Genomic DNA, 25571 nt, shown 5'->3' with positions numbered 1-25571 from the left:
TCGCCTCACCCGTAGAGGATGAAAATTGTGTCGGGTCCTACCCCCCCTACCCCCCCGCAAGCGGGGGGGACCAAGAGGTGCGCTTTGGCGAGTAGGGTTCCCCCCGCTTGCGGGGGGCCAGGGGGGTAAACTCCCGAGTTGGCAAAGACCGCTATGAAGTTCTGGTTCCGCCGCTCGCGTATTTTCAAAGCCGCCGAATGGAGGTTGGGCGCGGCCTGTGTAGACGATCACGGCGTGCGCTTTGCGGTCTCCCCCCCCTGCCCCACCGCAAGCGGGGGGAACAGCGCGGTTCACTTTGGCCTTTATGGTTCCGTCGCCCGCGACGGGCGATGATACCAGGCCTTCCAGATTCTTATACCGCTCAGCCGTATTCGTCATGCCGTCAACCCTTGCCATTACGGTTATCGAGCGCGGCAAGAATAACCAGAACTTCACGCTCATTAACCTGGCCACGCATCACCGAAGCGATCAAGCGGGGATTGGTCGTCTCGGCCTGCCCTGCGGCCATCGACACCTTCATGTAGGTCGGCTTCGTGACCCAGGGAAAGGGGTGGCTTCGACCGCTGTGACGAATGTAGCTCTCCAGGGCGCGCCACACCCAGGGCTCTTCCCGGGATAGGTCCCGAGCCACATCGGCTACCGGAACCTCTCTCTCGAAGAGGGCGAAGGCCTCGCGATAGTGCTCGGGAACGACGCTGGAGCGTACCGGTGCGGGTGCCTGCGCGACCGTCCTGGGCGTGGACGTGGGCGGCGGCGCAGCCGGGGTCAAGGGAGCCTCCACGGAGACTTTCACGGTCCGGGGCTCCGAGGCGATGCCAAGAACACCCGCCACGGTCTGGCGCGCCACGTCGTCCATGGCCCCGTCGGCCAGTCCGAGGAGGGGAACTCCGGGAAAGAGGCAGGAAAGGACGCGACAGGTCTCATAAGCGATCAGGTAATCCGGGGCTTCACCGCAGATGCGCTGGCACGACGCCAGCGCCACAAAACGCAGGGCCAGTCCCCGGATAAACTGCACGAATCGGGGCTGGGTCAGGCGCTCCGGCGTCACAAAGACCAGTTGGATGGTGTGATTCTGGAGGGCAATGCCCAGATCCCGCCGTTCCGCGTCGGACATGTGGGGCGTCACGACCAACGCGCGCACGGGAAGGGCGCTGGCGCGGGCCGCGCGGCACAGAGGGTGTGTTTCGTCGGGGACAATCACCAGCCCCACCCGGGCGGGGTCGGCCAGCAGGGGGCCGTGGAGGCAGGCGAGGCATTCACCGGGGGCGCTGGATTCCAGCAGCAGCCCCTGCCCGGATTCTATGGTTGCGATGCGCCGTTCCCGCTCCAGCAACCGCGCGGCGGCGGACAGGCCCTCCCCGGATGCCGCCCCCGTCATGGCGCCGGCACTTCCAGCAGGCCGTGATGGAGGGCGAGCGTGGTGAGGGCCAGGAGGATGAAGAAGCCGCAAAGATCGGTGAGGGTCGTGAGTACCGGGGGCGCGCCGAGGGCGGGATCGAGTTTCAGCTTCCGCAAGGCCAAGGGGACGATGCCGCCGAGGCACACGGCGTTGATGGTGTTCACAAAGAAGGCGACGCCCACGAAGAGGGCCACCAGGGGAGCGTGGGAACCCCGCACGTAGTCCAGGCCCAGGGCGACGAGGGCGATGGTGGTGCCCAGCACGGCGCCGTTGATCAGGCCCACTTCAAATTCCTTGCGCAATACGCGCCAGAAGTCCTGGGGCTGAATCAGGCCCAGCGTCAATTCGCGGATACTCACGGCCACCGCCTGATTGCCCGAGCACCCGCAAAGATTTCCGATGATGGGAATGAAAAAGAGCACGGCGGGAAAGCCCAGAATGGTCTTCTCGAAGATGGGGAGCGTAAATGCGGCGATCATGCTGAGAGGCAGATTCACACCGAGCCACATGATCCGGCGGGACACGCGCTCGCCCGCGGGCATGCTCCGCAATTCTTCACCGCCGATAATACCGCCGAAGCGCATGAGGCTCTTCTCGTGGCCCTCGCCCACGGCCTCTTCCGCATCCGCCCGCCAGATCACCCCCACCATTTTCAGGTCGGGATCGGTCACGGGGACGCTGTAGAAGGGATAGCGATCGAAAAACTGGGCGACTTCCTGCAGGGGGGCATCGGACTGGAGATAGAGCGGATTCGCGATCATGATCTGCTGCAGGGTCTTCCAGGCCGGGGCCAGCACCAGATCGCGCAGGCGCACGACACCGATAAGCGTGCCGTTCTCGCTGTTTACGTAGGCGTACTGCACGCCGTAGTCGCTGTAGCGCTCGGCGTTGGCGCGGAAATCATTGAGCACTTCGGCGACCGAGGTATCCTGGGGATAGGAGACAAACTCTGTGGCCATGATGCCGCCCGCTTCGCTCTCATGGTATTCCAGGAGTTTCCGGGCGTCCTTCGCCTCCTCCGGATCCATCGCCTGCAGGATGGCCTCGGCGTCGTCTTCGGACATCTCCCCGAGGATATCGGCGCGGTGGTGACTCTCCATCTCGTCGACGATGGCCGCGGCCTCTTCCACCGGAAGCGCTTCCATCAGGTCGGAGCCCTGGGTGTCGGAGAGTTCCTCTATCAGGTCCGCCGCCGTTTCGGGGCTTAGCAACACCAGGACGGAGCGGAGGGCCTCATCTTCCAGACGGGAAAAGGCCCGGGCGACTTCACCGGGGGTGAGGACTTCCAGATAGGCGTCGAGCGCGGCCCGGTCCTGTGTGGCCGCGAGCGCTTCAATACGCTCCCAGCTTTCCAGGGTCTCGGTGTCTTCCATGGGGGCCAGCTCCGCAGGGTAGGGGCGTCGCCGGGCACGCGGCGGCGGGCGGGCGGCGGATTCAAAGTTGCTCCAGATTCACGCGCGGTCACGGGTATGGTGAAAATGCGCGCGAAGAGGGGATTCTAGCAGATGCGCCCCCAGGATGCGTAGTCTTTCCGCGCGTGGCTCCGCAAAGACGGCCTGTGCTATACTCCGGGTTTACAAGCAGACAGGCGCAGCCCCGCGAAAATTGCCTTCATGGCATGCGGCGCGCCGACCTGTTTTGAAACCTTTAAGTACTTTTATGTATAAAGATGCTATGTGGCCCCCGAATGGATGGTGTGACTGACTCGACTATGGCACTGCTGGATACGATAAATTCCCCCGCCGATCTTAAATCCCTCTCCCTCAACCAGTTGGAGACCCTGGCCAGCGAGCTGCGGGAGCGGGTACTGGAGGTGGTCAACCACAATGGCGGCCACCTCTCCGCCCCGCTGGGCGTGGTCGAGCTGACCCTTGCACTCCACTACGTCTATAACGTGGGTCATGACCAGCTCATCTGGGATGTGGGCCACCAGTGCTACCCCCACAAGCTGCTCACGGGCCGCCGCGAGGTTTTTGACTCCATCCGCAAGAAGGACGGGATCAGCGGCTACCCCAAGATCTGCGAAAGCGACTACGACTGCTTCGGCACCGGCCACTCCTCCACGTCCATTTCCGCCGCGGTGGGCATGGCCATTGCCCGCGACCAGCTTAAGGAAGACTATCAGGTCGTCGCCCTCATCGGGGATGGCGCCATCACGGGCGGCATGGCCTTTGAGGGCCTGAGCCACGCGGGACACCTGGGCCTCGACATGCTCGTCATCCTCAATGACAACGAGATGTCCATCTCCCCCAACGCCAGCGCGCTGAATCAGTACTTCAACCGGATGATCATGGCGGAGCCCTACAAGCGCGCCAAGGAAGACGCCGGCAGCTTTGTGAAGAAAATCATCGGCAATCGCATGACCCGGGCGATCCAGGACATCGAGAAGTCGGTCAAGAACTACATCACCAAAGGGGCGCTCTTTCAGGAGCTGGGCGTCAATTACATTGGCCCGGTGGACGGCCACGATCTGCCCCTGCTCATCGAATGCCTCTCCAGCATCAAGAAGATGCGCGGCCCGATCCTGCTCCACTGCCGCACGGAAAAAGGCAAGGGACTCAAGGCGGCCGAGGAAGATCCCCTCAAGTACCACGGCGTCTCCCCCCTCGCCATCAAGCCCGCCGAAGAAGAGGGCGAGCCCCTGCCCGCCGTGGGCGAAAACGGTGGCCACGCCGTAACCTTTACCGATGCCTTCGTGGAAGCCATGCTGGAAGCGGGCGCCGCGGACAGCCGCGTGGTCGGCATCACCGCCGCCATGCCCACGGGCACGGGCCTCTCCAAGTTTGAAGAGGTCTACCCCGACCGATTTTTCGATGTAGGCATTTGCGAGCAGCACGCCGTCACCATGGCCGCCGGTATGGCCGCCAGGGGCCTCCGTCCCGTCGCCGCCATCTACTCCACCTTCCTCCAGCGCGGCTACGACCAGCTCATCCACGACGTGTGCATTCAAAAACTGCCCGTCGTCTTTGCACTGGACCGCGCCGGCCTCGTGGGCGAAGACAGCCCCACGCAGAACGGCACCTTCGACCTGTCGTTCCTGCGCTGCGTGCCCGATCTTCAAGTCCTCGCACCGCGCGATGCGCTGGACACGAAGCTCATGGTCAAGTGGGCGCTCCAACAGGATGGCGCCGTGGCCATTCGCTACGCCCGGGGCAAGGCCCCAAATATCGGCGCCGAAGAGGGACGGGATATCACACAGGGCGAAATCCTGCGCGAAGGGACAGACGCCACCTTCCTCGTGATCGGCCCCTGCGCCCAGGCCTGCCTCGACGCCGCCGAACGCCTCGCCGCCGAGGGCTACTCCGTCGGCGTGGCCGATGCCCGCTTCGTGAAGCCGCTGGACACGGCGCTGCTCGACAGCCTCCTGGACCGGCCAATCATCACCGTGGAAGAAAACACCCTCGACGGCGGCTTCGGCTCCGCCGTGATGGAGTACTTCGCCAATACAGGCAAGCTCCACGAGCTCCAGATTCACCGCATGGGGATTCCCGACATCTTCAGCGAGCAAGCCACCCGCGCCGAGCAGCTAGCCGCCCACAACCTCCACGCCGAGGGGCTGTACAAAGAGGCCATGGCGGTGCTGAAAGAACACGCGGCCAATCCGGTGAACTGACACGCTTGAAGCGATCGATTTAACGCCAGGCTCGCCCACTGAAACAGATTTCCGACCTTCTGTCATTCCCGCGAATGCGGGAATGACAGGGGCTCTAGAAGTCTCAATGTTGATTCCCCACATCAGCACGCCATGGCTGGCCCTACATCATCCCCTGCCCCTGGTAGAGATACTTCTGAAATCCGGCGAAGGTCCGACCGATGTCGTCGGGCTGGCCCAGATCTGCGACGGCGTCCGGAATGGAGTTGTGGTACTTGAGTCGCAGCAGCGGGGCCAGTTTTTCCTGATCCAGTTCGTCCACGCCATCGCTCACATAGTGGTGCAGCACGAAATCGAGGAATTTCTGCTGCTTTGAGCCGAACTGGTCTCGGATAATGTGCCGCGCACGAGTAGCCCGCACTTCGCGGCTCTCGGGCGGCAGCGCATAGGCCACGTGGGCCAATACGTCGAAGAGATCGCTGTTTTCGGCATCAATAATACGCTGCATCTCGTCCAACTGCTCGCGGCCAAAGCCCTTTTCCGCCAGGGCCTCCAACAGTTTCTTTCGCGTCGCCGGATCGCTCCACAGCGTCCGCAACTCCGCCTCGTCTTTGAAGAAGTCCGGCAGCTTGCCGTAGAGTGCCTCCATGAACTGCTGGGCGGACATGGGCGTGCCGTCGGGGTGCCAGAAAGTGGTACTCATCATGTGCTGGATGCTGCGGGCCTTGCCATCGGCCAGTTTCACCTTGATGGGCTTTCTCGGTGCCTTGTCCTCGCCGTCCTCACCCCTATTTTCAGAATCCTCGGCAACACGGGGCGGACGCGGTCGGGCCGAGTCGGCCTCCGGCTCCAGGGGCTCGCCGTCCCACTCGGGATCCATGAAATGGTGGTGGGCCTTCACGAAGTCGTAGATCGTGAAGTAATCCTTGCCGTCGTAGAGCCGTGTGCCGCGCCCGATGATCTGCTTGAACTCGATCATGGAGCGCACGGGCCGCATCAGTACGATATTGCGGATGTTCCGCGCATCCACGCCCGTGGAAAGCTTCTGTGAGGTGGTCAGGATCGTGGGGATGGTCTTCTCGTTGTCCTGGAAATCCCGCAGGTGCTGTTCGCCGAGCGCCCCGTCGTTCGCCGTGACCCGCTGGCAGTAGTTGGGGTCGGAGACCGACTTCATCTGGTTGACGAGGTCGCGCACGGCCAGGGCGTGCTCCTGGGTGGCGCAGAAGATGATGGTTTTTTCGCGCGGGTTGGCCTGGTCCAGGAAGATCTGCACGCGCTTCTTCTCCCGCTCCATGATCTCGATGATACGGTTGAAGTCCGGCTCTTCGTAGCGCTTGCCCGCCTCGATCTCGCCTTCGATCAAGGTGTCGTCGGGCGTGTAGACATACTCGTCCAGCGTCGTGGCGATTTGCTTCACCTTGAACGGCGTGAGAAAGCCGTCGTTGATGCCTTCCTTCAGCGAATAGATATAGACCGGATCGCCGAAATAACGGTAGGTATCGGTATTGCCCTGGCGCTTGGGCGTTGCCGTCAGACCGAGCTGCACCGCCGGTTCGAAGTACTCAAGAATGTCCCGCCACGTGCTCTCATCGTTCGCACCGCCCCGGTGGCACTCGTCGATGATGATGAAGTCGAAGAAGTCCGGCGGGTAATCGCCAAAATACGGCGAAGGGTGTCCCTCCTTCGGCGGACCGCTCATGAAGGTCTGGAAGATGGTAAAGAAGATGCTCCCGTTCTTCGGAACCCGCCCCTTCTTCCGAATGGCCTCCGGCGCGATTCTTACCAGCGCATCCTCGGGGAATGCGGAAAACGCATTAAACGCCTGATTCGCCAATATATTGCGGTCTGCTAAAAAGAGAATTCGTGGACGACGCAATGGGGCTTTTTCGTTGTCCATTGTCAATTGTCCATTGTCCATTGAAGAAAGACTCCAGCGCGCGTGGAAGAGCTTCCACGCGATCTGGAAGGCGATGAAAGTTTTTCCCGTGCCCGTGGCCAGCGTCAGGAGGATTCGCTCCTCCCCATTCGCCACGGCCTCCAGCACCCGCTCGATGGCGATGTCCTGATAGTAGCGGCTCGGGTGGGATCCACCTTTGTCTTCAAAGGGGATTTCCGCGAAGCGATCGCGCCACGCGTTGGCGTGGGCAAAAGTGCGGTTCCAGAGTTCCTCCGGCGTGGGCCAGGCGGACACCGCGCCCTCGTCGCCCGACTCCAGATCGATTTCATAGAGCCCCTGGCCATTGCTCGCATAGGCAAAGCGCAGCGCCAGCTTGCCGCCGTAATCCTTCGCCTGGGCCACGCCCTCCGTCAGGGCCTTGCCCCACGCCTTCGCCTCCAGCACCGCCAGTTTCGTGTTGCGGTATTCCAGCACATAGTCGGCGGTCAGGGCCTTTCCGCGACGGCCCGGACCCTCGATGCGCCCGTGGGTGATGTGGTACTCACGGCGGATGCGGCTCCCCGGCACCACACCCCAGCCCGCCGCTGCCAGGGCCGGGTCAATGTGTTCCGCGCGGGTTTCCGATTCGTTCATGAATGTTTTGTCTCACAGATTAGTGACAAGCAGGATTGTGTCTCATTTTTTTTAAAATATGAGACACAAGGGAGCTTGTATCGCATGGATGAGACTCAAAATACCTCTTTGCCCTCGGCAATATTCAGAAGCTCTCGAAAAGCAAAAACACCAGGACGCCTACCACGACCTTTTCGCACTGTTAGCAGAATGCTCTCATCGCGCAATACAGTCAGAATTCGCGCGGCAGTCGGTTTTGGAACACTTGAGTAGTTAATAAAATGCCGTGATGTAAAAATGGGATTTTGAAAGATGAAATCCAAGGCGCGTATCGAATGTTGGGAATGTGTTACATCGGCTACCTCGGTCTTAACCCGGTCGTAGAGGGCTAGAATAGATCGCGCCCGCCGTTCGTTCTCGGCCGCTTGTTTCGCTATTCCCTGTAGAAAAAAAGCACACCACCCGGTCCAGTCACCATCGCGCGAAACGGCGCGAAGACGTTGCTGATACTCTTCACGATTGGCTTCGAGATAGCCGCTCATATAAAAGTCGGGACTGGACAGTAGCTTTCGCTGGAACATAAACAACGGAATCATCATCCTACCCAATCGCCCATTTCCATCCTTAAACGGGTGAAGCGCCTCGAACTCAACGTGAACTATCGCCAGTTGAACCAGTGCATCGAGTTCGGAAGTATTTCCGAGATAGTGCTCCCATGCGTCCATACCCTGTTGTAAGTGGGCCGGAGAAACCGGCACGAAACTGGCCTCTTGCTCCAAACACCCCTTGGGGCCTATCCAGTTTTGCTCCGTCCGGTAACTTCCAGGGGTCTGGTCTCGGCCCCGAACACCCTGCATCAGCAGGCTGTGGGCCGCGCGCAGAATTTGCTGGGAGAGCGGGCGACGCTCCAACTCCGCCACACAGGCACGCATCGCTTTGCGGTAGTTCAGAACTTCTTCGGCGTCGTCCCGCTTAGGTTGAGTGATGGTTTCGGACTGGCCGTCCGCCTCAATTTCAAGCACTTCACCGATAGTAACTTGCGTCCCTTCAATCCTCGACGATAGTACCGCTTCTTGCGTCGTAAGCGGAGAAAGCAGAATCTGTGCGTTGGGAATGGCGGTCAACAATCCATCGTAGCGCGCCAACCCCGCGCTGGCCGGGCCAATCAACGGGATCAGGCGCGGCCAGTCAAGAGAGTGCGGGGGAAACTCCCCCAAATGATATTGAACTGGAGCCATGGCGCTCATTTTTTCCTATATGGGACTGCCATCGGAAGTATACTAAAGTCATACCTTAAGTTCACCCCCGAAAAGAACTCTTCCGTTCTCCATTGTCAATTGTCCATTGTCCATTGAAAACGCTTCGTGAAGCAGCGACTTCTTCAGTTCGTCCAGCGCCGCGCTCTTGCGCTGGCTGCGCATGTTTCGCCCCGAAGGGGCACTGCAGTTTCCAGCCCAGGGCAACGCCCTGGGAACACCAACCCAATCTGTATTCAGCCCTGTAAGGGCGGCGCAGTTGTAGCTCGAGATTGAACTGTGCCGCCCCTGCAGGGCTCAAAAAGCAGGGGGCATCCTTTTTCCCGGGGCGTTGCCCTGGGCTTTTGAACTGCGCTGGCCCTTCGGGCCGGAATGCGGCGCGCGGCGTGACTTCACTCGATTCAACGTTGCCGGCCCAGCTCGACCAAATCCGCCGTTATCCGTTCCATGACCTTGCGAAGGTGCAGGAGTTTAACGGTGACTCCAATCCAGTGTGCATCCTCACCCGCGTCGGCATACCGGAAGGCAAAGCCCTTTTTATCAAATTCCGAAAACTCCTGCATCCGCTCGATGACTGCAGGATGAAGTGCTTTCCCAGTCTGCTGCTTCGCACGCTCGTTGGCCTGTTGTATCATGCCTTCCAGGTCATGGCACTTTGCGTTCGACTGGGTCGCCCATTTCAAGGACAACTCCAGGCTGTGCCGGTACAGGTACATGATCGGTGCGGCGATTTCCCAGGAGGTTTCGTCACGGTCCAGCGCTTTCTGCACCAGTATATCCGCCGCATTCTTGTAGGCCAGGGCCATGCCTCCGTGTGTGGAGATGTCGGACTCCCCAAGCATCAACACCTTATTCGCGCCGACCTCAAAGTCCTCGTCGAAGCCAAAGAGGGGATCGTCAATGCTGTAGCTTTTCTTCGCGGTCATCGCCCGGCCTCCTCGTCGCTATTCATTGTCAATTATCCATTGTCCAATGTCAATTGCAGCAGCGACTTCTTCAGTCCGTCCAGCGCGGCGAACTACTGCTTTCTATCGGATCGACGCAATGGACCGTGTGTCCAAATGAATGCCAAGCTCCCGCACACTGGCTTCAATCGAGACTCCCAGAATCTTCAGTTCATCCCAGAACACGTTACGCCGATCTCCTTCCGTATCGGCGTGCTGACGCGCCGCGATGACGGTAGAGTAAAAGGAATCCTGAAGCGCAGGCGGTAGATAAAGGCAGTGCCTGGACCACCAGTCCAGCGCGTCATTAACGATGACCAGCCGGTCCTCACCAGGACTGTCCAGATGTCGTAGCCGAAACCAATGCGCATATGCCTGCTGATGTACTTCGACTTGAGTTGACAGGACTGATCGCGCCCGCCCATCGCGGTCTTGTCGTCTGACTATGAGATAGTTCCCCAACAACGCGAATCCACCACCCAATGCGGAGACAAACAATGTTGCGAATGTGTTTTGCAAAAGGTCCATCTGTTCGATTGCCTCCTTCCAAGTATACAGTCGTCTGGTGAGTTTTATTCGCTGAGACAAGCAAATAGTCACAGTAGAATTCCAGCAACACATGGTCAACGGTCGATTGAAAACGCTTCGTGAAGCAGCGACTTCTTCATCTCGTCCAGCGCGGCGATCTTGCGCCGGTAGATGGATTCGAGGCGTTGGGCTTCCACGTGAAGTTGGTCAAGCTCTAGAGCAATCGCTTGTTGTGCTTCGAGGTTTGGAATCCACACGCGATACTCAAAGAGGTGATCGCGGTTCACCTTTGGCATGCCGGCACGCGCCGAACCTTCGATTGCGTAATCCGTGAACGGCTTGCTCAGCAAAAGATGGAAGAGGTAATCGCGGGTCACCACAGCCTCAACAGGGGTTAGCGGATACATATCCGCGCTACACACACCACTGAAACTCGGGCGCGCGACCTTCATCAGATATGGCCTGATCTTGCTGTAGAGAACCATGGACGGATCAAAGGGGAACTTGCCTGATATCAACCCCTCCATTCGGGCACTTTTGAGATCCAGGAGGGCACCAGTCTTGGACTGGATATTCCCAGCCCCAACATGCAATTGGTCTAAGTACGCTTCATCTTTTGGATCGACAAGATTTGACGTGATTGCGCAAATTTCCCCCAGTCGCTTCTCCACCCACCCCTCGCCGCGCTGGGTGAAGACAGCGTTGATGTGGCTTTCGAAGAGGGCGCGGGCGTTCTGGAGGTTCTTTTCGGCGTTGGCCCGGGCGGTGGCGATGCCCGCAAAGGCTTCGTCGAGGAAGGCAACGATCCGCTGCTGTTCGGCGAGCGGGGGGACGGGGATGCGGGTGTTGCGAATCTTCTCCTGTGAAATATTCGGCTGTGCGTTTCCAGTCGCTTGACTTACAAGCCCCTCTTTCTGGGATAGCATGAAGAAATAAACAAACTCCGGAACGAATTCCGCGTTTGGTAGTATTCCGCAGACAGCCTGGTTCGTTGCTGCCTCCATACGAAGAATGCCGACCTGCCCAGCGGTAGCTCCGTACATTGCGACCAGTACCGTATTGCATGGAAATACCTTTGCGGACGAGTTCTTTAGCCCCAACTCACTAATGAACTGAGTCGATTGCCGGATGTCACCTTGGGCAATCTCACCACTCATGAGCCACGGAATTGTCCCATTCTCGTAGTATTCCTTGTTCAATTTCGATGGCGTTCCGCCAGCCCCGGTTCGACAAACGTCCCCCAGCTTCTTCACCTCCCACCCCGGCTTCACAGCAGCCCCCGAATCGTGGCCAGGACCTCGGCGCTTTCCGCGTCCAGCGCAGCGATTTCGTCGAGGATATCCTGCGGGGTGCGGTGGGCGACAACTTCGCCGCCGTTGGGGTTTTTCACCGATAAGTCGAAGGTGCCCTGGTCGATGGTGGCGGCGTCAATGCTCCAGCTTTTGTCCGAGTCGGCTTTGGTCTTCTGCAGTTCCACGAACTCGGCGAGGTCGTCGTCGTTGAGGGGGTTGGTCTTGCCGAGGTTACGGCCGGGGTCGAGCTGGTAGTACCAGATCTTCCGCGTGGGCGCGCCTTTTTCGAAGAAGAGGACGACGGTTTTCACGCCGGCCCCCTGGAAGGTGCCGCCGGGGCAGTCGAGGATGGTGTGGAGGTTGCAGCTCTGGAGGAGTTCCTTGCGGAGGCTGACGGAGGCGTTGTCGGTGTTGGAGAGGAAGGTGTTTTTGATGACGACGCCCGCGCGGCCCCCGGCCTTCAGCATCTTGATGAAGTGCTGGAGGAAGAGGAAGGCGGTCTCGCTGGTGCGGATGGGAAAGTTCTGCTGGACTTCCTTGCGCTCTTTGCCGCCGAAGGGCGGATTGGCGAGGATGACGTCGAAGCGGTCTTTCTCCTGGATGTCGGCGCTGTTCTCCGTGAGGGTGTTCACGTGGAGGATGTTGGGCGCTTCGATGCCGTGGAGGATCATGTTCATGATGGCGATAACGTAGGCGAGCTTGTCCTTTTCCTTGCCGAAGAAGGTGTTGCTCTGGAGCTTCTTCAGATCGCTGGTGCTGAGCTTTTTCGAGGCGCGGAGGTATTCGAAGGCCTCGCAGAGGAAGCCGGCGGAGCCCACGGCGCCGTCGTAGATCCGTTCGCCGATTTTGGGCGCGACCACCTGGACGATGGCGCGGATGAGGGGGCGCGGGGTGTAGTAGGAGCCGCCGTCGCGCCCGGCGTTGCCCATGTTGCCGATTTTCTCCTCGTAGAGGTAGCTCAGCTCGTGCTTTTCGGCCTGGGACTGGAAGCGGAGCTCGTCCACCAGTTCGAGGATCTCGCGGAGGTTGTAGCCGCTGTTGATCTCGTTTTTCGTTTCGCTGAAGATCTCGCCGATCTTGTATTCGATGGTGTTGGGGCCGCTGGCGCGCTGCTTGAAGCCCTGGAGATAGGGAATGAGCCTCTGGTTCACAAAATCGCGAAGATCGTCGCCGATGAGGGCCTTGTTGTGGTCGGGCTTGCCTTCGCCGTCCTTCGGCACGGCCCAGTGCGCCCAGCGGTAGGGCTCGTCGAGGATGAAGGTGTACTTCTTCCCCTCCAGCGCCGCCTCCATGGCCTTTTCCTGCTCCAAGGTGTCCAGGTATTTCAGGAAGAGGATCCAGGAGGATTGCTCGGTGTATTTCAGCACGCCCCCGCCTTCGCGGCGGAGGATGTCGTCGATATTTCTAAAGGTCTGTTCGAACATGGCACTTCCGAAAGGGTGTGGCTATGGGTGAGGTTGGGCGCGCCCCTCGGCGCGCCCAAAGCATAGCACCCATCACCCGCTGCGCTCCAATGGGCCGGGGCCCGGGGTTGGCGCGCAGGGCCCTGTTCAGTTTGCCTCCCGGACCACGCGGAGGCCGTTGGACCAGCCGCCCGCTTCGGGCACGCCGTAGCTGCGCAGGGCGGAGCGGAGGAAGTAGTCTTCGTTGTAGAAGGAACCGCCGCGCTGGATGCGGAAGGATCCGGTCTCGGGGCCGGTGGGGTCGGTGACGGCGGCGGCGCTGTAGTTGGAGAGCCAGTCGGCGGTCCATTCCCACACGTTGCCGCTGGTGTCGTAGAGGCCCCAGGCGTTGGGCGGAAAGAGGCCGACGGGGTGGGTGGTTTCGCCGCTGTTTCCGAGGTACCAGGCCTGGTCGGCAATCAGGATCGGGTCATAGTCGTTGCCCCAGAAGTAGCGGGTGGCGCTGCCGGCCCGGCAGGCGTATTCCCATTCGGCTTCGGTGGGCAGGCGGTAGACATCGCCGGTGAGGGTGCTCAATTGGGTGCAGAAGTCCTGGGCCTCGTCCCACGAGATCTGCTCGACGGGATGGTTGGTCGTGTCGCCGTAGGCTTCGCCCTGAAAATAGGCGGGGTTCTCGCCCATGACGGCCAGCCATTGGGCTTGGGTAATTTCAAATTTGCCGATCCAGAAGGGCTGACTAAGCGTAACGAGATGCTGGGGCGTCTCGACGCTGAAACCTCCGGGTTCCAGGAAGAAGGCGCCCATATAGAAATTCCCTGCCGGCAGCAATACCATGGAGAGATCGAGGCCACCGGGCAACTCCACGAGTTCTTCAAGCAGTTCACCTTCGCCTTCGCCTTCACCTTCACCTTCACCTTCACCTTCACCTTCACCTTCACCTTCGCCTTCGCCTTCACCTTCACCTTCGCCTTCGCCTTCGCCTTCGCCTTCACCCTCTCCCTCGCCTTCGGCCGGCAAATCACCGAGGTAGATTTCGTCGGAAAGGACGGAGGACTCGCCTTTGTAATTCTTGAGCTTGAAGTATACGCGCTTTGCACCGTCGCCTTCGGAAAGGGTGAAAGCGGGCGCCTCCGAGTAGACCCACCAATCGGCATCGGCGAAGTCCGGGGACTCCGATGCGAGGAAGTGGGTGGGATTTTCGTGGGACACATTGTCGAGCGTCACTTCCCGCTCCAAGGTGCTTGCCGCACCGCCGTTGATCTGGAAGGAGTCCAGCTCCGGCGGGTTCTGCCCTCCGGTGATCAGGGGACAGCCCGCCAGGGGCAGGAGCAGTGCCGTCATGCACAAGAATCGCGCGTATATTCTGGATAAATCAGTCATTGGTTCCCTCTTGTTTGGTCGGGCGGCAACACGCCACCTTTTCCATCCATAGAGAAGTTCAGTGACGTATCACCAGAATGGGTTCACTGATTTTATGGCCCGTATGTGGCCACGGAAACTTGAATGGGCGGGTGTCCCGCTTTGCGGCACGCGACACGCCCATTCCCCCGGTTCCCCTTCTCTCTCCAGGGGACATTCTAGGGGAGCGCGCCCAAGTCGGGCAAGGTACACGCCCGGGAGCTGGTTCCGAGTCCTCGGACTGGAGTATTCTCATGGCATTGCAGCGGTGAAACGAATGTAGGAGCGGAACGGTATGAAGCAATGCGTGGCACTGTGGGCCCTGGTCGCCCTGACTTGTCTCTTTGCACGGGCGGAGGACCTCCCACCCCTCGATCTTTCCGGCTATACCTTCGACAAGGACGTGGCCTACGGCACGCAGTCGCCGAAGCAAGTGCTGGATATCCTCTACCCCGCCGATGCTTCGGCTGCGGCCCGACCGGCGATCATTCATATTCACGGCGGCGGCTGGTACACCGGCGGGAAGGATGGGGACAGCACCTTGCGGCTCATGCATGCTTTCGCGGAACAGGGTTATGTGGCGCTCTCCATCGCGTATCGATTGTCGGACGAGGCCTTGTTTCCCGCGGCGGTGGAGGATTGCCGCCTGGCGGTGCGCTGGCTGCGGGCGAATGCGGCGAAGTATCGCGTGGACCCGGCGCACATTGGCGCCCTGGGCGGTTCGGCGGGCGGACATCTTTCGGCCATGCTGGCGGTCTGCGGCCAGGAGACGCGCTTTGACGGCGCGGGCGGATTGCTGGAGTTTTCCAGCGCGGTTCAGGCGGCGGTGCCGATTTGTCCGCCGATGGACCTGACGAAGCCGTTGTCGTTCACCCTGGGCTTGGCCAATGATGAGGCGGTTACGCGCTTTCTGGGTGGCACCGCCGAGCAGAAGGCCGACGAGGCGAAGTGGGCCTCGCCCGTTACCTACGTGCGCGCCGGCGTCCCCCCCATGCTCGTGATCCACGGCGACGCGGATCGCCGGGTGGAGCTGGTGCAGTCCACGGAGTTCGCGGCGAAGATGAAGGAGGCCGGGGCGGCGTGCGAGTTAATCGTAGTGCCTGGCGGGAAGCACGGCATGGGCGATGCGCGCAAGCCGGAGATGCTGGAGCGAATGATCGCGTTTTTCGATGGGCATCTGAAGCCCGGGGGGTGAATGATGGAGACATCCACTCATGAGGCTTCACGTCTGCCCTCGCACACCACAGGACAGCCTCGCCGGTTGGCATACACTGTGCTCGGTACAATGCTGCCCGTTGGCGCGGCGTGAGCCTCTCGGCTCGGTGTCCTGGGGCGACGCTGTCCCTACGTTGTCGTGGGGCGAGGCAGTCCCTACTGTCCGAGCAGCTCCGTGCTGTGATCCACGTGGCGGTGGAGCGGCAGGCGGAACTGGAAGTCGGTGGGTACGAGGGTTGGATACTGGTTGTTGAAGCATCCGAGGCAGAAGTGTTCTTTGGGGGTACCGGTGGCGGCGACGAGGGCGTCTATGGGCAGGTAAGCCAGGGAATCCACGCCGAGGAACTCGCGTATCTCATCAACGGTCATGTTGTGGGCGATGAGGCGTCCGGCATTGGGCGTGTCGATGCCGTAGTGGCAGGAATTGATAATGGCGGGCGAGGAAATGCGGAAGTGGATTTCTTTCGCGCCGTGGTTGCGAAGCATCTTGATGATCTTCTTCGCGGTGGTGCCCCGCACGATGCTGTCGTCCACGAGGACGATACGTTTGCCCTCGATGGCGCTGCGGGCCGGATTCAGCTTGATGCGGACGCCGAAATCGCGGATACCCTGCTCGGGCTCGATGAAAGTGCGGCCCACGTAGTGATTGCGGATGATGCCCATGTCGAAGGGAATGCCCGATTCGTGGGAATAGCCGAGGGCGGCGGGGTTGGAAGAATCGGGCACGGCCATGACGACGTCGGCTTCCACAGGCGCCGCTTTGGCCAGCTCGCGGCCCATGTTCTTGCGCACTTCATCGACGCTGGCGCCAAAGATATCGCTGTCGGGCCGGGAAACGTAGATGTACTCGAAGATACACTGTTTCCTAACCGTGGGCTCAAAGGGAAACTGGCTGTGAACCCCGTGGCGGTTGATGGTAACCACTTCGCCCGGCTCGATCTCGCGGATGCGCTCGGCGTCGATAATGTCCAGTGCGCAGGTCTCGCTGGCGATGATGTAGGCGCCGTCGAGGCGGCCGAGCCAGAGGGGACGGAATCCGTGGGGATCCCGCGCGGCGACGATTTCGTCGCCGTTCATGACGAGCACGGAGTAGGCGCCGAGGACCTCCTTGAGGGCATCGATGACACAGTCGGTGAAGGTCTCGCCTTTGGATCGCGAGATCTGATGGATGATCACTTCGCTGTCCGTAGTGGACTGGAAGATGGCGCCCCCCTCTTCGAGGGTCTCGCGGAGGTAGCCGGCGTTCACCAGATTCCCGTTGTGCCCCACGGCCATGGAGCCCCTGGCATAGTCCACCACGAGGGGCTGGACGTTGCGGAGGTTGTTGCTCCCGAACGTGGAGTAGCGGACGTGGCCGATGCCCTGGTTGCCCTTCACCCGGGCCAGCTTGTGGGGCTTGAAGACGTCGGCCACGAGGCCGACGCCGCGGTGCGCGGTGAGGATACCGTCTTTCGCGCAGACGATGCCGGCGCCCTCCTGCCCGCGGTGCTGCAGCGAGTACAGGCCGAGGTAGATCAGGCGCGCCGCTTCGGCGTGGCCATAGACACCGAACACGCCGCACTCATCGCGGACCTGGTCGTCATCATCCCAGCCAAAGGGGCGGGGCTGATACTGCGGCGGGGGATTGTCGATGAGGGCAGCGAGCTGCGCGGAATCCATGGATTTAGAGGTCCTTCTTGCCGGTCAACAAGGTGTAGGCTTCGAAGTATTTCTCGCGGGTCTTCGCTACCACCTCGTCCGGAAGGGGCGGCTGCGGAGAGTTCTTGTCCCATCCCGTCGAAGACAGGTAGTCGCGCACAAACTGCTTGTCAAAACTGGGTTGGCTCACGCCAGCCTTGTAGGTGGCCGCGGGCCAGAAGCGGGAGGAGTCGGGCGTCAGCACTTCGTCCGCCAGAATCAACTCGCCGTCGAGCACGCCGAATTCAAACTTGGTGTCGCACAGGATGATCCCGCGCTCCGCGGCCACGTCCCGACCGCGCTCATAGACCCGGAGGGCGGCTTCGGAGGCCTTGGCATTCCAATCGGCACCGATGATTTCACCGGCCCGCTCGGGACTGATGTTAATGTCGTGACCATCGGATTCTTTGGTCGCGGGGGTGTAGAGGGGCTTTTCCAGCTTGCTCGACTCGACCAGCCCGGCGGGCAGGGCAATATCGCAGACCGTACCCTTTTTCTGATACTCGCTGAGGCCGCTGCCGGCCAGGTAACCGCGAATGACGAATTCGACCGGAAACATCGCGCACTTCTTCACTAACATCGAGCGCCCGGCAAACATTTCCGGATGCGCCTGAAACTCGGCCGGGAAATCCTTGAGGTCCGCCGAGATGAGGTGGTTCTTAACGATGCCATCCATCTGCTCAAACCAGAACAGGGAAATCTGGGTGAGGATCTTGCCCTTATCGGGAATACCCACGGGATTGACCCAGTCGAAGGCGGAAATACGGTCGGTGGCGACCAGCAGCAGGGAATCACCCAGGTCGTACAGGTCTCGCACTTTTCCCCGGGAGTCAGGCTCCCGGCCGGGCAGCGAGGTCTCGCAAACGGCGTGGCTCATTCATGGTCTCCGAAATCGTGTGATTAAAAGAAAGTACCCTGCAAATGGGGCTTGTTGACTTCGAGTAGGTCATCCAGCAGCGCGCGGCAGCCCGAAGCATTCGGGGTCAGGGGGTTGAGCAGAAGGGCCTGGAAGGCGGCCTCCCGATCACCGGTGACCGCCGCCTGGACCGTCATGGTTTCATAGGCCTTCACGTGCTGCATGAGGCCCCGGATGGAAGGAACCGGCGCGGCCTGGGGAATGGCTTTGGCGCCGTCCTTGCCGATGATGGCGCTCACTTCGACGGATACGTCATCGTCGAAGGTGGGAATGGCACCATTGTTGCGGCAGCACACGATCTGGCGGTTCTGACGATCGTTTTCGATGCCGTCGATGAGATAAAAGGCCGCCGTGGAGTAGTGGGCGCCACCGCGCTTGCCGAGTTCCTCGGGCTTCTCGTTCAAGCTCGGGTCGGCGTACTTCTTGAAGAGGGCCGCCTCGATTTCGAGCACATCCTCGCCGCGGGTTTTCGGCTTGGACTTGATCGTTTCCAGCACCGTGTCGGTGGAATAGAAATACTGGAGGTAGTAGTTGCAGAACATGTTCAAGCTGGACATGGCGCCGATCATGTTGTTCCGCGTGATTTCATGTTCCCACTCCGAGCGGGCGTTTTCGAAGAACTTCTCCAGCACGCCGGCCGTGATGTCTTCGCCTTTGCGCTTGAACTGGCGGACCCAGCTCAGGTGGTTGAGTCCCACGTAGTCCAGCTCGATGTCGGAGACTTCGCCACCGAAATACTTGATGGTTTCCATGATCATGCCGATGGGCACGTTGCACAGGCCGACGCTCTTGATCTTGCTGTGCTTGAGCACGGCCTCGGTCACGATACCGGCGGGGTTGGTGAAGTTGAGGAGGTAGCCTTCGGGCGCGAGTTCTTCCATGGCGTGGGCCACGTCGAGAATGCGCGGGATGGTCCGGATGGCGCAGGCGAAGCCGCCGACGCCGGTGGTTTCCTGGCCGATGATGTTGTGGCGCAGGCCCAGACGCTCATCCTCGATTCGGGCCTGCATCTGGCCGACGCGGATCTGGGTGATGACGTATTTGGCGCCCGCGACCGCGTCGCGCATGTTGGTCGTTTCATGGACCGAGAAGGGGTTGCCGTGCTTGGCGGCCATGCGGCGGGCGAAATCGGCGTTGATCTTGAGGCGATCCGCGTCCAGATCCATCATCCAGACTTCTTTCACGGGGATGGATTCGAGGCGGGAAAAGAGGCCGTCGAGGAGTTCGGGGGTGTATGAACTGCCGCCACCTATAATGGTAAACTTCATGGGGAGCACTTTCGAGAGGGTTTGATTACGCGGACGTCTAGGAAATCGGACCAGGAAATGTGCGTTGTCGTGGCAGCCAGCCTCGGTATCACCGACAACGCCGGGATCATAGCCGGAAGCCGGTGCGGAAGTCAATTTTTCGGGGGATTTCAGGGGACTTCCGAGGGGGATTCAATGCTCAAATTCGGGTAATCCGTGGGAATAAATCGCGGATAGCTGGACTTTTTCACCTTGCTCAGGTTATCGTTTATATACGCTGGCGGTGAAACGGTTTCCGTCCGGCGACATAGTGTCGGGCTATGGCCCCGCGTCCGCCCCACGGGCGGATGAAACGGACTGTAGACTTACGGACAAGGATATTATTGGACCTTGGTTCTTTCTCAGATAGTTGGCATTGCCCTGTTAGTCCCCTTTTTTGGATGGGCGATCTATCTCCTTAGAAGGCGCTTTCAGTATTACGAAGAAAACTCCCTGGCCCTGGAAGTCATCACGGCGGGGGCGCTCGCCATTTTTCTCTGGATCGAGGTTACGATTCTCCGTTATTTCCTGGACGGCCAGATGCTGCTCTACCTCGCGGCCATTCTGGGACTGAGTGTCTCCACTTTCGCCCTGTATGCGCACGTTCTGATCTCCCTGGCTTCCCGGATTGTAGTCGATATGGTTTCGCCACGAGGGGAAACGGCGGCCTACCAGCCTCGCTTTGGTCCCGTTGACGCCTTGGAACGGGAAGAAGATTATGAGGGCGCACTTCAGGAGTATCTGGTGCTCGCCCGCATTTATCCGCGCAATTTCGAGGTTCTCAGCCGTACCGGACGGGTTCAGGAAATCCTGGAGCAGCCCGAAGAGGCGGTCGTCTGGTATCTTCGCGCCCGCAAACGCGCCTCGCGCGCCGACGAAGCCCTCCTCGCGGTAAACCACCTCTGCGCGCTGTACGACGGGAAACTTGCCCGCCCGGAACTGGCGGACGAGCAATTGGCCCTCTTCATCCAGGATTATCCCGATTCCCCCGACCGGGAGATCGTAGTGGAGCGTCTGGAACGTCGGGCCCATCGGGAAGGATTCAAGCTTTCCTCCCTCCTGGAGGCCCTGGATGAGAATCCGCTGGCGCTGGTGGCCGTCGACGAGGCGATACCGGAAACGCGGCAGGCTATCGAGCTGGTAACCCTTGAAACGGCCGGCGCCGCGGAAGTGGCCCCGCCTGAAACACCCCGGGAGCGACCGCGCCGCCCCAGCGGCATAGGGTTGGAGCCGCTTGAGCAGCTCGCCGCCGTGGACCGCGCCACCGCCGACGACCGCTCGGGCGCCAACGGGCATGGCCCCGCCAAACCGGCTGAAACGGTGAAACGCGATTCCACGATTCAGAAGCTGGGAATCGAATCGCTGGAGTCGCTTGCCCCCGAGACGCCCCCCGTCGCTCCCCGACCGCGTGACAGCAAGATCCGGATATCGCTCGAATCTATGGATTCCTGACCGGCCCGGCGGCCGTACCTTTCGTTTCCTTCCCGCCTTCCCCCCCTTCAAGTTGCGTTCGTATGATGAGTTTCTCGCCACCGACGCGTCGTGCCAGATCGATGACGGCGATGAAGCTCTTGTAGTCGGAATTTTCATCGGCGCTGAGGGCGAGCCGGGCGTCGGGCTCCTTCGCGAGGAGGGCTTTCATTTCACTTTCCAGGGTTTCGAGGTTGATACCAGGCGTGTCGCGAAAGGTGATGGCGCCGGAATCCTGGATAAAGATCTCGTAGGGGGCCTCCTGCTGCTCGGCCGAGGTGGCGGCGCTTGGCAGGGTGATGTCGATACCCGCACTATTACGGAACACCGATGACACCATGAAGAAGATGAGGAGGAGGAACATAACGTCGATCAGGGATGCGAGATTGATGCTGGGGCGTCGGGGCCGATTGGCCCGGCCGAAAGCCTGGTTCATGGCGGAACTTCCATAGGGGCTTGGAGTTAGCGCGCAATGGCGCACAGGCGCCCCGCACGCGGTTATTGTAAGTCAGGCCGCGTGCGGGGGGCAAGTACCAAAGCTGCGCATTTCACTGGATGTTTGCTAAAATGTTACAAATAGGGTAAACTTCGGGCGAATTAGAGTTGGACTGGTTAACGGGAAGTCAGACCAAGTCAGGGGTAACAAGTGCATCACTTTCGTGTTTGTGTAACCGATGATTGCGACGATGAGAACGCGTTGCTCTGCACCGGCTTACGCTTGAACAACTACGAAGCATTGTCCGCGCGAACGGGGCAGGAAGCGTTGGAGATCTGCCGTACCCACCCGGTGGATGTGTTGCTGCTTGACGTGGGTCTGCCGGACATCGACGGCTACGAAGTTTGCCGCCAGTTAAAGTTGGATGAGCGCACGAAGGACATTCCCGTTGTGTTCATTACCGCCCACAGCGAGGCGGAAAATGTAGTTCACGGGTATGAGCTGGGTGCGGTTGATTACATCGCCAAGCCTTACAATCTGCCCATAATAATGATACGGATCGAGGCAATAATGAGAACTCAGCAATCTCGCGATGAACTTACTTCGGCAGGCGACCTCATCGACACCGCCTACACCGATCACCTGACCGGATTGCGAAACAGCCGCTTCCTCCTGGAGCGCCTTCAGGAAGAAGTCGAAAAAGCCCATCGCTACGACTATCCCGTTTCATGCGTTGTTCTCGACGTGGACGAGATGAAGCCTCTGGAAGGCGAAAACGGCACGGCCAGTCTGGACGACGTCCTGGTGGAGATCGCCATGGCCATGCGCAACGCCTCGCGCAACTATGACATCCTGGCGCGCTACGACGGCGCCATGTTTGCCGCTGTTCTCCCCCATGCGCTGCTGGACGAAGCGATTCGGTATGCGAAGAAGATCTACGACGAGATCAGCACCATCACCTTCAACGACCCCTGCTGCCCCACGCTGGCGCACCTGCGCTTCGGTGTGGTGTCCTGCCGCAATGGCAGCGCCATCGGCGCCGATCACATTCTGGGCGAAGCCATGCAGGGGCTATTCAAGGCTAAAAGCTGCGAGGGCAAGCGGCTGTTTGCCAAAGACTTGACGGACAAATCCGAGTCGAGCTTCTAGGCGCGACACAAAGGCGTCGGCAAATTACTTCAAGTGCCTGAAGGCTTTCTGGCCGATATCCGTGCGATATTGCATGCCCTCAAAGACAATCTGCTTCACGCCCGCGTAGGCATGATCCAGGGCCGCCTGCAACGTTTCACCCAGCGCGCTCACGGCAAGCACACGCCCCCCCTGGGTCACGAGTTGACCATCAACATCCCGGGTGCCCGCGTGGAATACCGTGACGCCCTCAATCCCGTCCGCCGCCTCAATTCCAGCGATCGGCATCCCCTTCGCGTAGTCGCCCGGGTAGCCGCCGCTGGCCAGCACCACCGCCGCGCAAGGATGTGGGGTGTAGGCCAGGTCAATCTCATGAAGCTTCCCAAGACAGCAGGCCTCGGCCACATCGACCAGATCCGTCGTGAGGCGGGGCAGCACGACCTGGGTTTCCGGGTCGCCGAATCGGCAGTTGAACTCCACCACCTTCGGTCCATCCTTCGTGATCATCAGGCCGGCGTAGAGGACGCCTATGTAGGGTGATCCGTCCGAGGCCATGCCGTCCACGCAGGGCTGGAGCACGCTGCGCTGGATTTCCTCCATCATCGCGGGCGTCACCACGGGTGCGGGCGAGTACGCGCCCATACCGCCCGTGTTCGGTCCCTGGTCGCCGTCATAGGCGGCCTTGTGGTCCTGGCTTGACGCCATGGGGATTACGGTCTTCCCGTCGCAGAAGGCGAGGATAGAGGCTTCTTCGCCCTCCAGAAAGGCTTCGATGATGATCTGATTGCCCGCCGCACCGAAAACATGGCCCACCATCGCCTCGTCGATGGCGCGCAGGGCTTCCTCCCGCGCAAAGGCCACGGTCACCCCCTTGCCCGCGGCGAGCCCGTCGGCTTTTACGACCAGCGGCACGCCGATTTCATCCACATAAGCCCGGGCCGCGGCGGCATCGGTGAAGGCGCGATAGGCGGCCGTGGGAATGTTGTGGCGTTCCATGAATTCTTTGGCGAAGGTCTTGCTCGCTTCCAGGCGTGCGGCGGCCTGACAGGGGCCAAAGACCAGGGCTCCCGAATCGGCCAGTCCGTCCACCACACCAGCGGCGAGGGGCGCTTCGGGACCGACGAGGACCATGGCAATGGACTTTTCGGCGATGAGGGCCTTCAGGGCAGGGATATCCTCCTGCCCCACGTTCACACAAGACCCTTTGGGCAGGGCCGCCATGCCGGGGTTTCCCGGTGCGCAATAAACGTGTTCGACCCGGTTGCTCTGGGCGGCCTTCCAGGCCATGGCGTGTTCGCGACCGCCGCTGCCGAGAATAAGAATGTTCATGGGTACTTCCTCTTCAAAAAGACATGGCCGCACCTGCGCGGCCAGGAAATCAGAAACTGGATTATGGAGCTACGCTTCCGGCGGAACATTGCTGGCCAGATAGGCCGCGATTTCCTTGTCGTATTCCGCAGTAAGGGCGAAGGCCTCCTGGGCGAGACGGTAGCGGCTGGTGAAGGGCACCTCACCCTCCATGGCCCGGAGTTCGTGCATGACGGACGCGTAACGCTCGGGGTTCACAACGCAGGTCACGAAGCGAAAATTCTTCGCGGCCGAACGGATCATGGCGATGCCGCCGATATCCGTCTGATCGAGAACGTCCTCCGTGGTGGCGCCGGGCTGGGCGATGATGTCCGCCATGGGCCGGATATTCACCACCAGCATATCGACCCAGTGCATGTCGTAGGCCTGCATCTGCTCGCAGTGCAGCTTGTTGTCCCGCAGGCCGAGCAGGCCCGCGTGAACCTTGGAATGGAGCGATTTCACGCGCCCCCCCATCATTTCGGGAACGCCCGTGTACTCCTCGATGCTGGCCGCCTCGATTCCCGCTTCGCGCAGCACCGTCAGCGTGCCCGAAGTGCTGATCAGCTCGACGCCCATGCCGCGCAGGAGTTCCGCGAGCTCGATTATGCCCGTCTTGTCGAAGCAGCTTAAGATGGCCCGTCGTACCTTGGGCATGCCATTTCCTCCAGGAGCGCGGACACCGCGTCACCCGTGTTTTGGAATACAATAAAAAAGGGAAGCAAATGATACGGCAATTACGCCATAATGTCGAATTATTTCGGGACTTTCCGAAAGGCGGGAACCAGCGATGCGCCGCGTTTCCCGGTTTCTCCATCGGTCAATCGGAAAGATCCTTACTGGAGAACGCGGAATGAAACGTCGAACCAAGATTACGATTGCCGTTCTTGTACTGTTTACCCTCCTCATCCTTCCTCTGGGAGCCTGGATTGCCGTGGGCATAGCGTCAACATCCGGCGTCGCGACGCCCGCCTATACCGTCCTGTCCGAGCACGACGGCTACGAGATCCGGGAATATGCGCCGCAACTTGTCGCGGAGGTGATCGTGGAGGGTGATTTCGAGGCGTCGCTCAACCGGGGATTCCGGAAACTCGCCGGATTCATCTTCGGCGACAACACGGCCCCGTCGGGCACGGGCGACGCCCAGCCCATCGCCATGACGGCGCCCGTCCTCGAAGAAAGCGCCACCTCTTCTCCGATCGCCATGACGGCCCCCGTTCTGGAGGAGGTCGAAGGCGATGACCGACGCAAAGTCACGTTCGTCATGCCGGCGGAATACACCCTGGCCACCATTCCCAAACCCAAAGATCCCGATGTGCGCCTGGTGGAAGTACCGGCACGCCGTTATGCGGCCAGCCGCTTCTCCGGATGGGTGGACGGTGAAAAGGCCGCGCGGATGAAAGCCCGGCTACTGGAGAATCTTTCGCGCGACAAGCAGGCCTCCGAGGGAGTACCGGCGCTTGCCCAGTACGATCCGCCCTGGACGCCGCCCTTCATGCGCCGAAACGAAATTCTCGTGCCCCTTTCGGCGGCGGGGAAGTCGCCGCAGTAGAATGCGCTTTGGATCTGTGGCGTCCCAACAGGATTGGCATCGTTTCGATACCATGGTGATCGATTACGATGAATCGAGACGTCAAGAAAACTGAACCAAGAGACTTTTCCGGGCCTGGACGTGGTTATAAGTCATTTGCTTTAAATGACTTGAGAAGCAAGATACACACTTGGCACGGGCTATGCTCTAAGCATTCCAGTTGCGTTCGAGACGTCCAGACAAC

Annotated in this window: 20 protein-coding genes; 5 read left to right on the top strand and 15 right to left on the bottom strand. The window is 60.4% G+C overall.

The genetic code is table 11. The features are described 5' to 3' along the window. Positions 1–382 precede the first annotated feature (382 nt). A complete protein-coding gene (locus JNK74_15150) occupies positions 383–1378 on the bottom strand; it encodes a hypothetical protein (protein ID MBL7647521.1) in 996 nt (331 codons plus the stop codon). Continuing rightward, a complete protein-coding gene (gene mgtE, locus JNK74_15145; protein ID MBL7647520.1) occupies positions 1375–2772 on the bottom strand; it encodes a magnesium transporter in 1398 nt (465 codons plus the stop codon). The genes JNK74_15150 and mgtE overlap by 4 nt, the downstream gene beginning before the upstream one ends. A 338-nt stretch (positions 2773–3110) precedes the next feature. On the opposite strand from mgtE, the gene JNK74_15140 reads away from it, so the two are divergent. Continuing rightward, positions 3111–5012, top strand: coding sequence for a 1-deoxy-D-xylulose-5-phosphate synthase (locus JNK74_15140; GenBank protein ID MBL7647519.1), 1902 nt, complete (start codon positions 3111–3113; stop codon positions 5010–5012). 142 nt (positions 5013–5154) lie between these two features. Here JNK74_15140 and JNK74_15135 read toward each other — a convergent pair whose 3' ends face one another. The 7 genes from JNK74_15135 to JNK74_15105 all read right to left on the bottom strand — a co-directional run bounded on the left by JNK74_15135 (position 5155) and on the right by JNK74_15105 (position 13757). Next, the gene (locus tag JNK74_15135; GenBank protein ID MBL7647518.1) at positions 5155–7521 is read right to left on the bottom strand and encodes a DEAD/DEAH box helicase family protein; all 2367 of its coding nucleotides are present in this window, start codon (positions 7519–7521) and stop codon (positions 5155–5157) included. Positions 7522–7616: 95 nt separating this feature from the next. Then, complete coding sequence (locus JNK74_15130) at positions 7617–8738, bottom strand: Fic family protein (protein MBL7647517.1); 1122 nt, start codon at positions 8736–8738, stop codon at positions 7617–7619. 419 nt (positions 8739–9157) lie between these two features. Continuing rightward, positions 9158–9682 carry a hypothetical protein gene (locus JNK74_15125; protein MBL7647516.1) on the bottom strand — a complete coding sequence of 175 codons (525 nt, stop codon included), beginning with the start codon at positions 9680–9682 and terminating at the stop codon, positions 9158–9160. A gap of 102 nt (positions 9683–9784) precedes the next feature. Further along, on the bottom strand, positions 9785–10228 hold the full coding sequence (locus tag JNK74_15120) for a hypothetical protein (protein ID MBL7647515.1): 444 nt from the start codon (positions 10226–10228) through the stop codon (positions 9785–9787). Positions 10229–10323: 95 nt separating this feature from the next. Beyond that, a complete protein-coding gene (locus JNK74_15115) occupies positions 10324–11481 on the bottom strand; it encodes a restriction endonuclease subunit S (GenBank protein ID MBL7647514.1) in 1158 nt (385 codons plus the stop codon). A 14-nt stretch (positions 11482–11495) separates the two neighbouring features. Next, the gene (locus tag JNK74_15110) at positions 11496–12944 is read right to left on the bottom strand and encodes an N-6 DNA methylase (protein MBL7647513.1); all 1449 of its coding nucleotides are present in this window, start codon (positions 12942–12944) and stop codon (positions 11496–11498) included. Positions 12945–13070: 126 nt separating this feature from the next. Further along, positions 13071–13757, bottom strand: a complete 687-nt coding sequence (locus JNK74_15105) for a formylglycine-generating enzyme family protein (GenBank protein MBL7647512.1) — start codon at positions 13755–13757, stop codon at positions 13071–13073. Between the two features lie 859 nt (positions 13758–14616). Between JNK74_15105 and JNK74_15100 the strand changes: the two genes are divergently transcribed. Then, on the top strand, positions 14617–15516 hold the full coding sequence (locus JNK74_15100) for an alpha/beta hydrolase (GenBank protein ID MBL7647511.1): 900 nt from the start codon (positions 14617–14619) through the stop codon (positions 15514–15516). A 176-nt stretch (positions 15517–15692) separates the two neighbouring features. Here the strand turns inward: JNK74_15100 and JNK74_15095 are convergent, their stop codons facing one another. Genes JNK74_15095 through JNK74_15085 form a run of 3 tightly spaced genes read right to left on the bottom strand, consistent with a single transcriptional unit; the run spans position 15693 to position 19397 of the window. Next, a complete protein-coding gene (locus JNK74_15095) occupies positions 15693–17195 on the bottom strand; it encodes an amidophosphoribosyltransferase (GenBank protein ID MBL7647510.1) in 1503 nt (500 codons plus the stop codon). A gap of 4 nt (positions 17196–17199) precedes the next feature. Continuing rightward, a complete protein-coding gene (locus JNK74_15090) occupies positions 17200–18090 on the bottom strand; it encodes a phosphoribosylaminoimidazolesuccinocarboxamide synthase (protein ID MBL7647509.1) in 891 nt (296 codons plus the stop codon). A gap of 23 nt (positions 18091–18113) precedes the next feature. Next, positions 18114–19397 (bottom strand): 6-phospho-beta-glucosidase, encoded by a 1284-nt coding sequence (locus JNK74_15085; protein ID MBL7647508.1) that lies wholly within the window; start codon positions 19395–19397, stop codon positions 18114–18116. Between the two features lie 369 nt (positions 19398–19766). Here JNK74_15085 and JNK74_15080 point away from each other — a divergent pair, with 369 nt between their 5' ends. After that, entirely contained in the window at positions 19767–20867 is a 1101-nt protein-coding gene (locus JNK74_15080) for a hypothetical protein (protein MBL7647507.1), read from the top strand. Here JNK74_15080 and JNK74_15075 read toward each other — a convergent pair. Beyond that, the gene (locus JNK74_15075) at positions 20854–21321 is read right to left on the bottom strand and encodes a biopolymer transporter ExbD (GenBank protein ID MBL7647506.1); all 468 of its coding nucleotides are present in this window, start codon (positions 21319–21321) and stop codon (positions 20854–20856) included. The genes JNK74_15080 and JNK74_15075 overlap by 14 nt on opposite strands. A gap of 210 nt (positions 21322–21531) precedes the next feature. Between JNK74_15075 and JNK74_15070 the strand changes: the two genes are divergently transcribed. Then, the gene (locus JNK74_15070; GenBank protein MBL7647505.1) at positions 21532–22470 is read left to right on the top strand and encodes a diguanylate cyclase; all 939 of its coding nucleotides are present in this window, start codon (positions 21532–21534) and stop codon (positions 22468–22470) included. Positions 22471–22494: 24 nt separating this feature from the next. On the opposite strand, the gene purD is transcribed toward JNK74_15070, so the two are convergent. Then, entirely contained in the window at positions 22495–23778 is a 1284-nt protein-coding gene (purD, locus tag JNK74_15065; GenBank protein ID MBL7647504.1) for a phosphoribosylamine--glycine ligase, read from the bottom strand. Positions 23779–23847: 69 nt separating this feature from the next. Beyond that, complete coding sequence (locus JNK74_15060; protein MBL7647503.1) at positions 23848–24453, bottom strand: IMP cyclohydrolase; 606 nt, start codon at positions 24451–24453, stop codon at positions 23848–23850. 196 nt (positions 24454–24649) lie between these two features. Between JNK74_15060 and JNK74_15055 the strand changes: the two genes are divergently transcribed. Beyond that, a complete protein-coding gene (locus JNK74_15055; GenBank protein MBL7647502.1) occupies positions 24650–25348 on the top strand; it encodes a heme-binding protein in 699 nt (232 codons plus the stop codon). Positions 25349–25571 lie beyond the last annotated feature (223 nt).

The organism is Candidatus Hydrogenedentota bacterium (assembly GCA_016791475.1).
Taxonomy (GTDB): Bacteria; Hydrogenedentota; Hydrogenedentia; order Hydrogenedentales; family JAEUWI01; genus JAEUWI01.
Note: the sequence above shows the minus strand (reverse complement) of the source record. Positions and strands in the feature narration are given on the sequence as shown.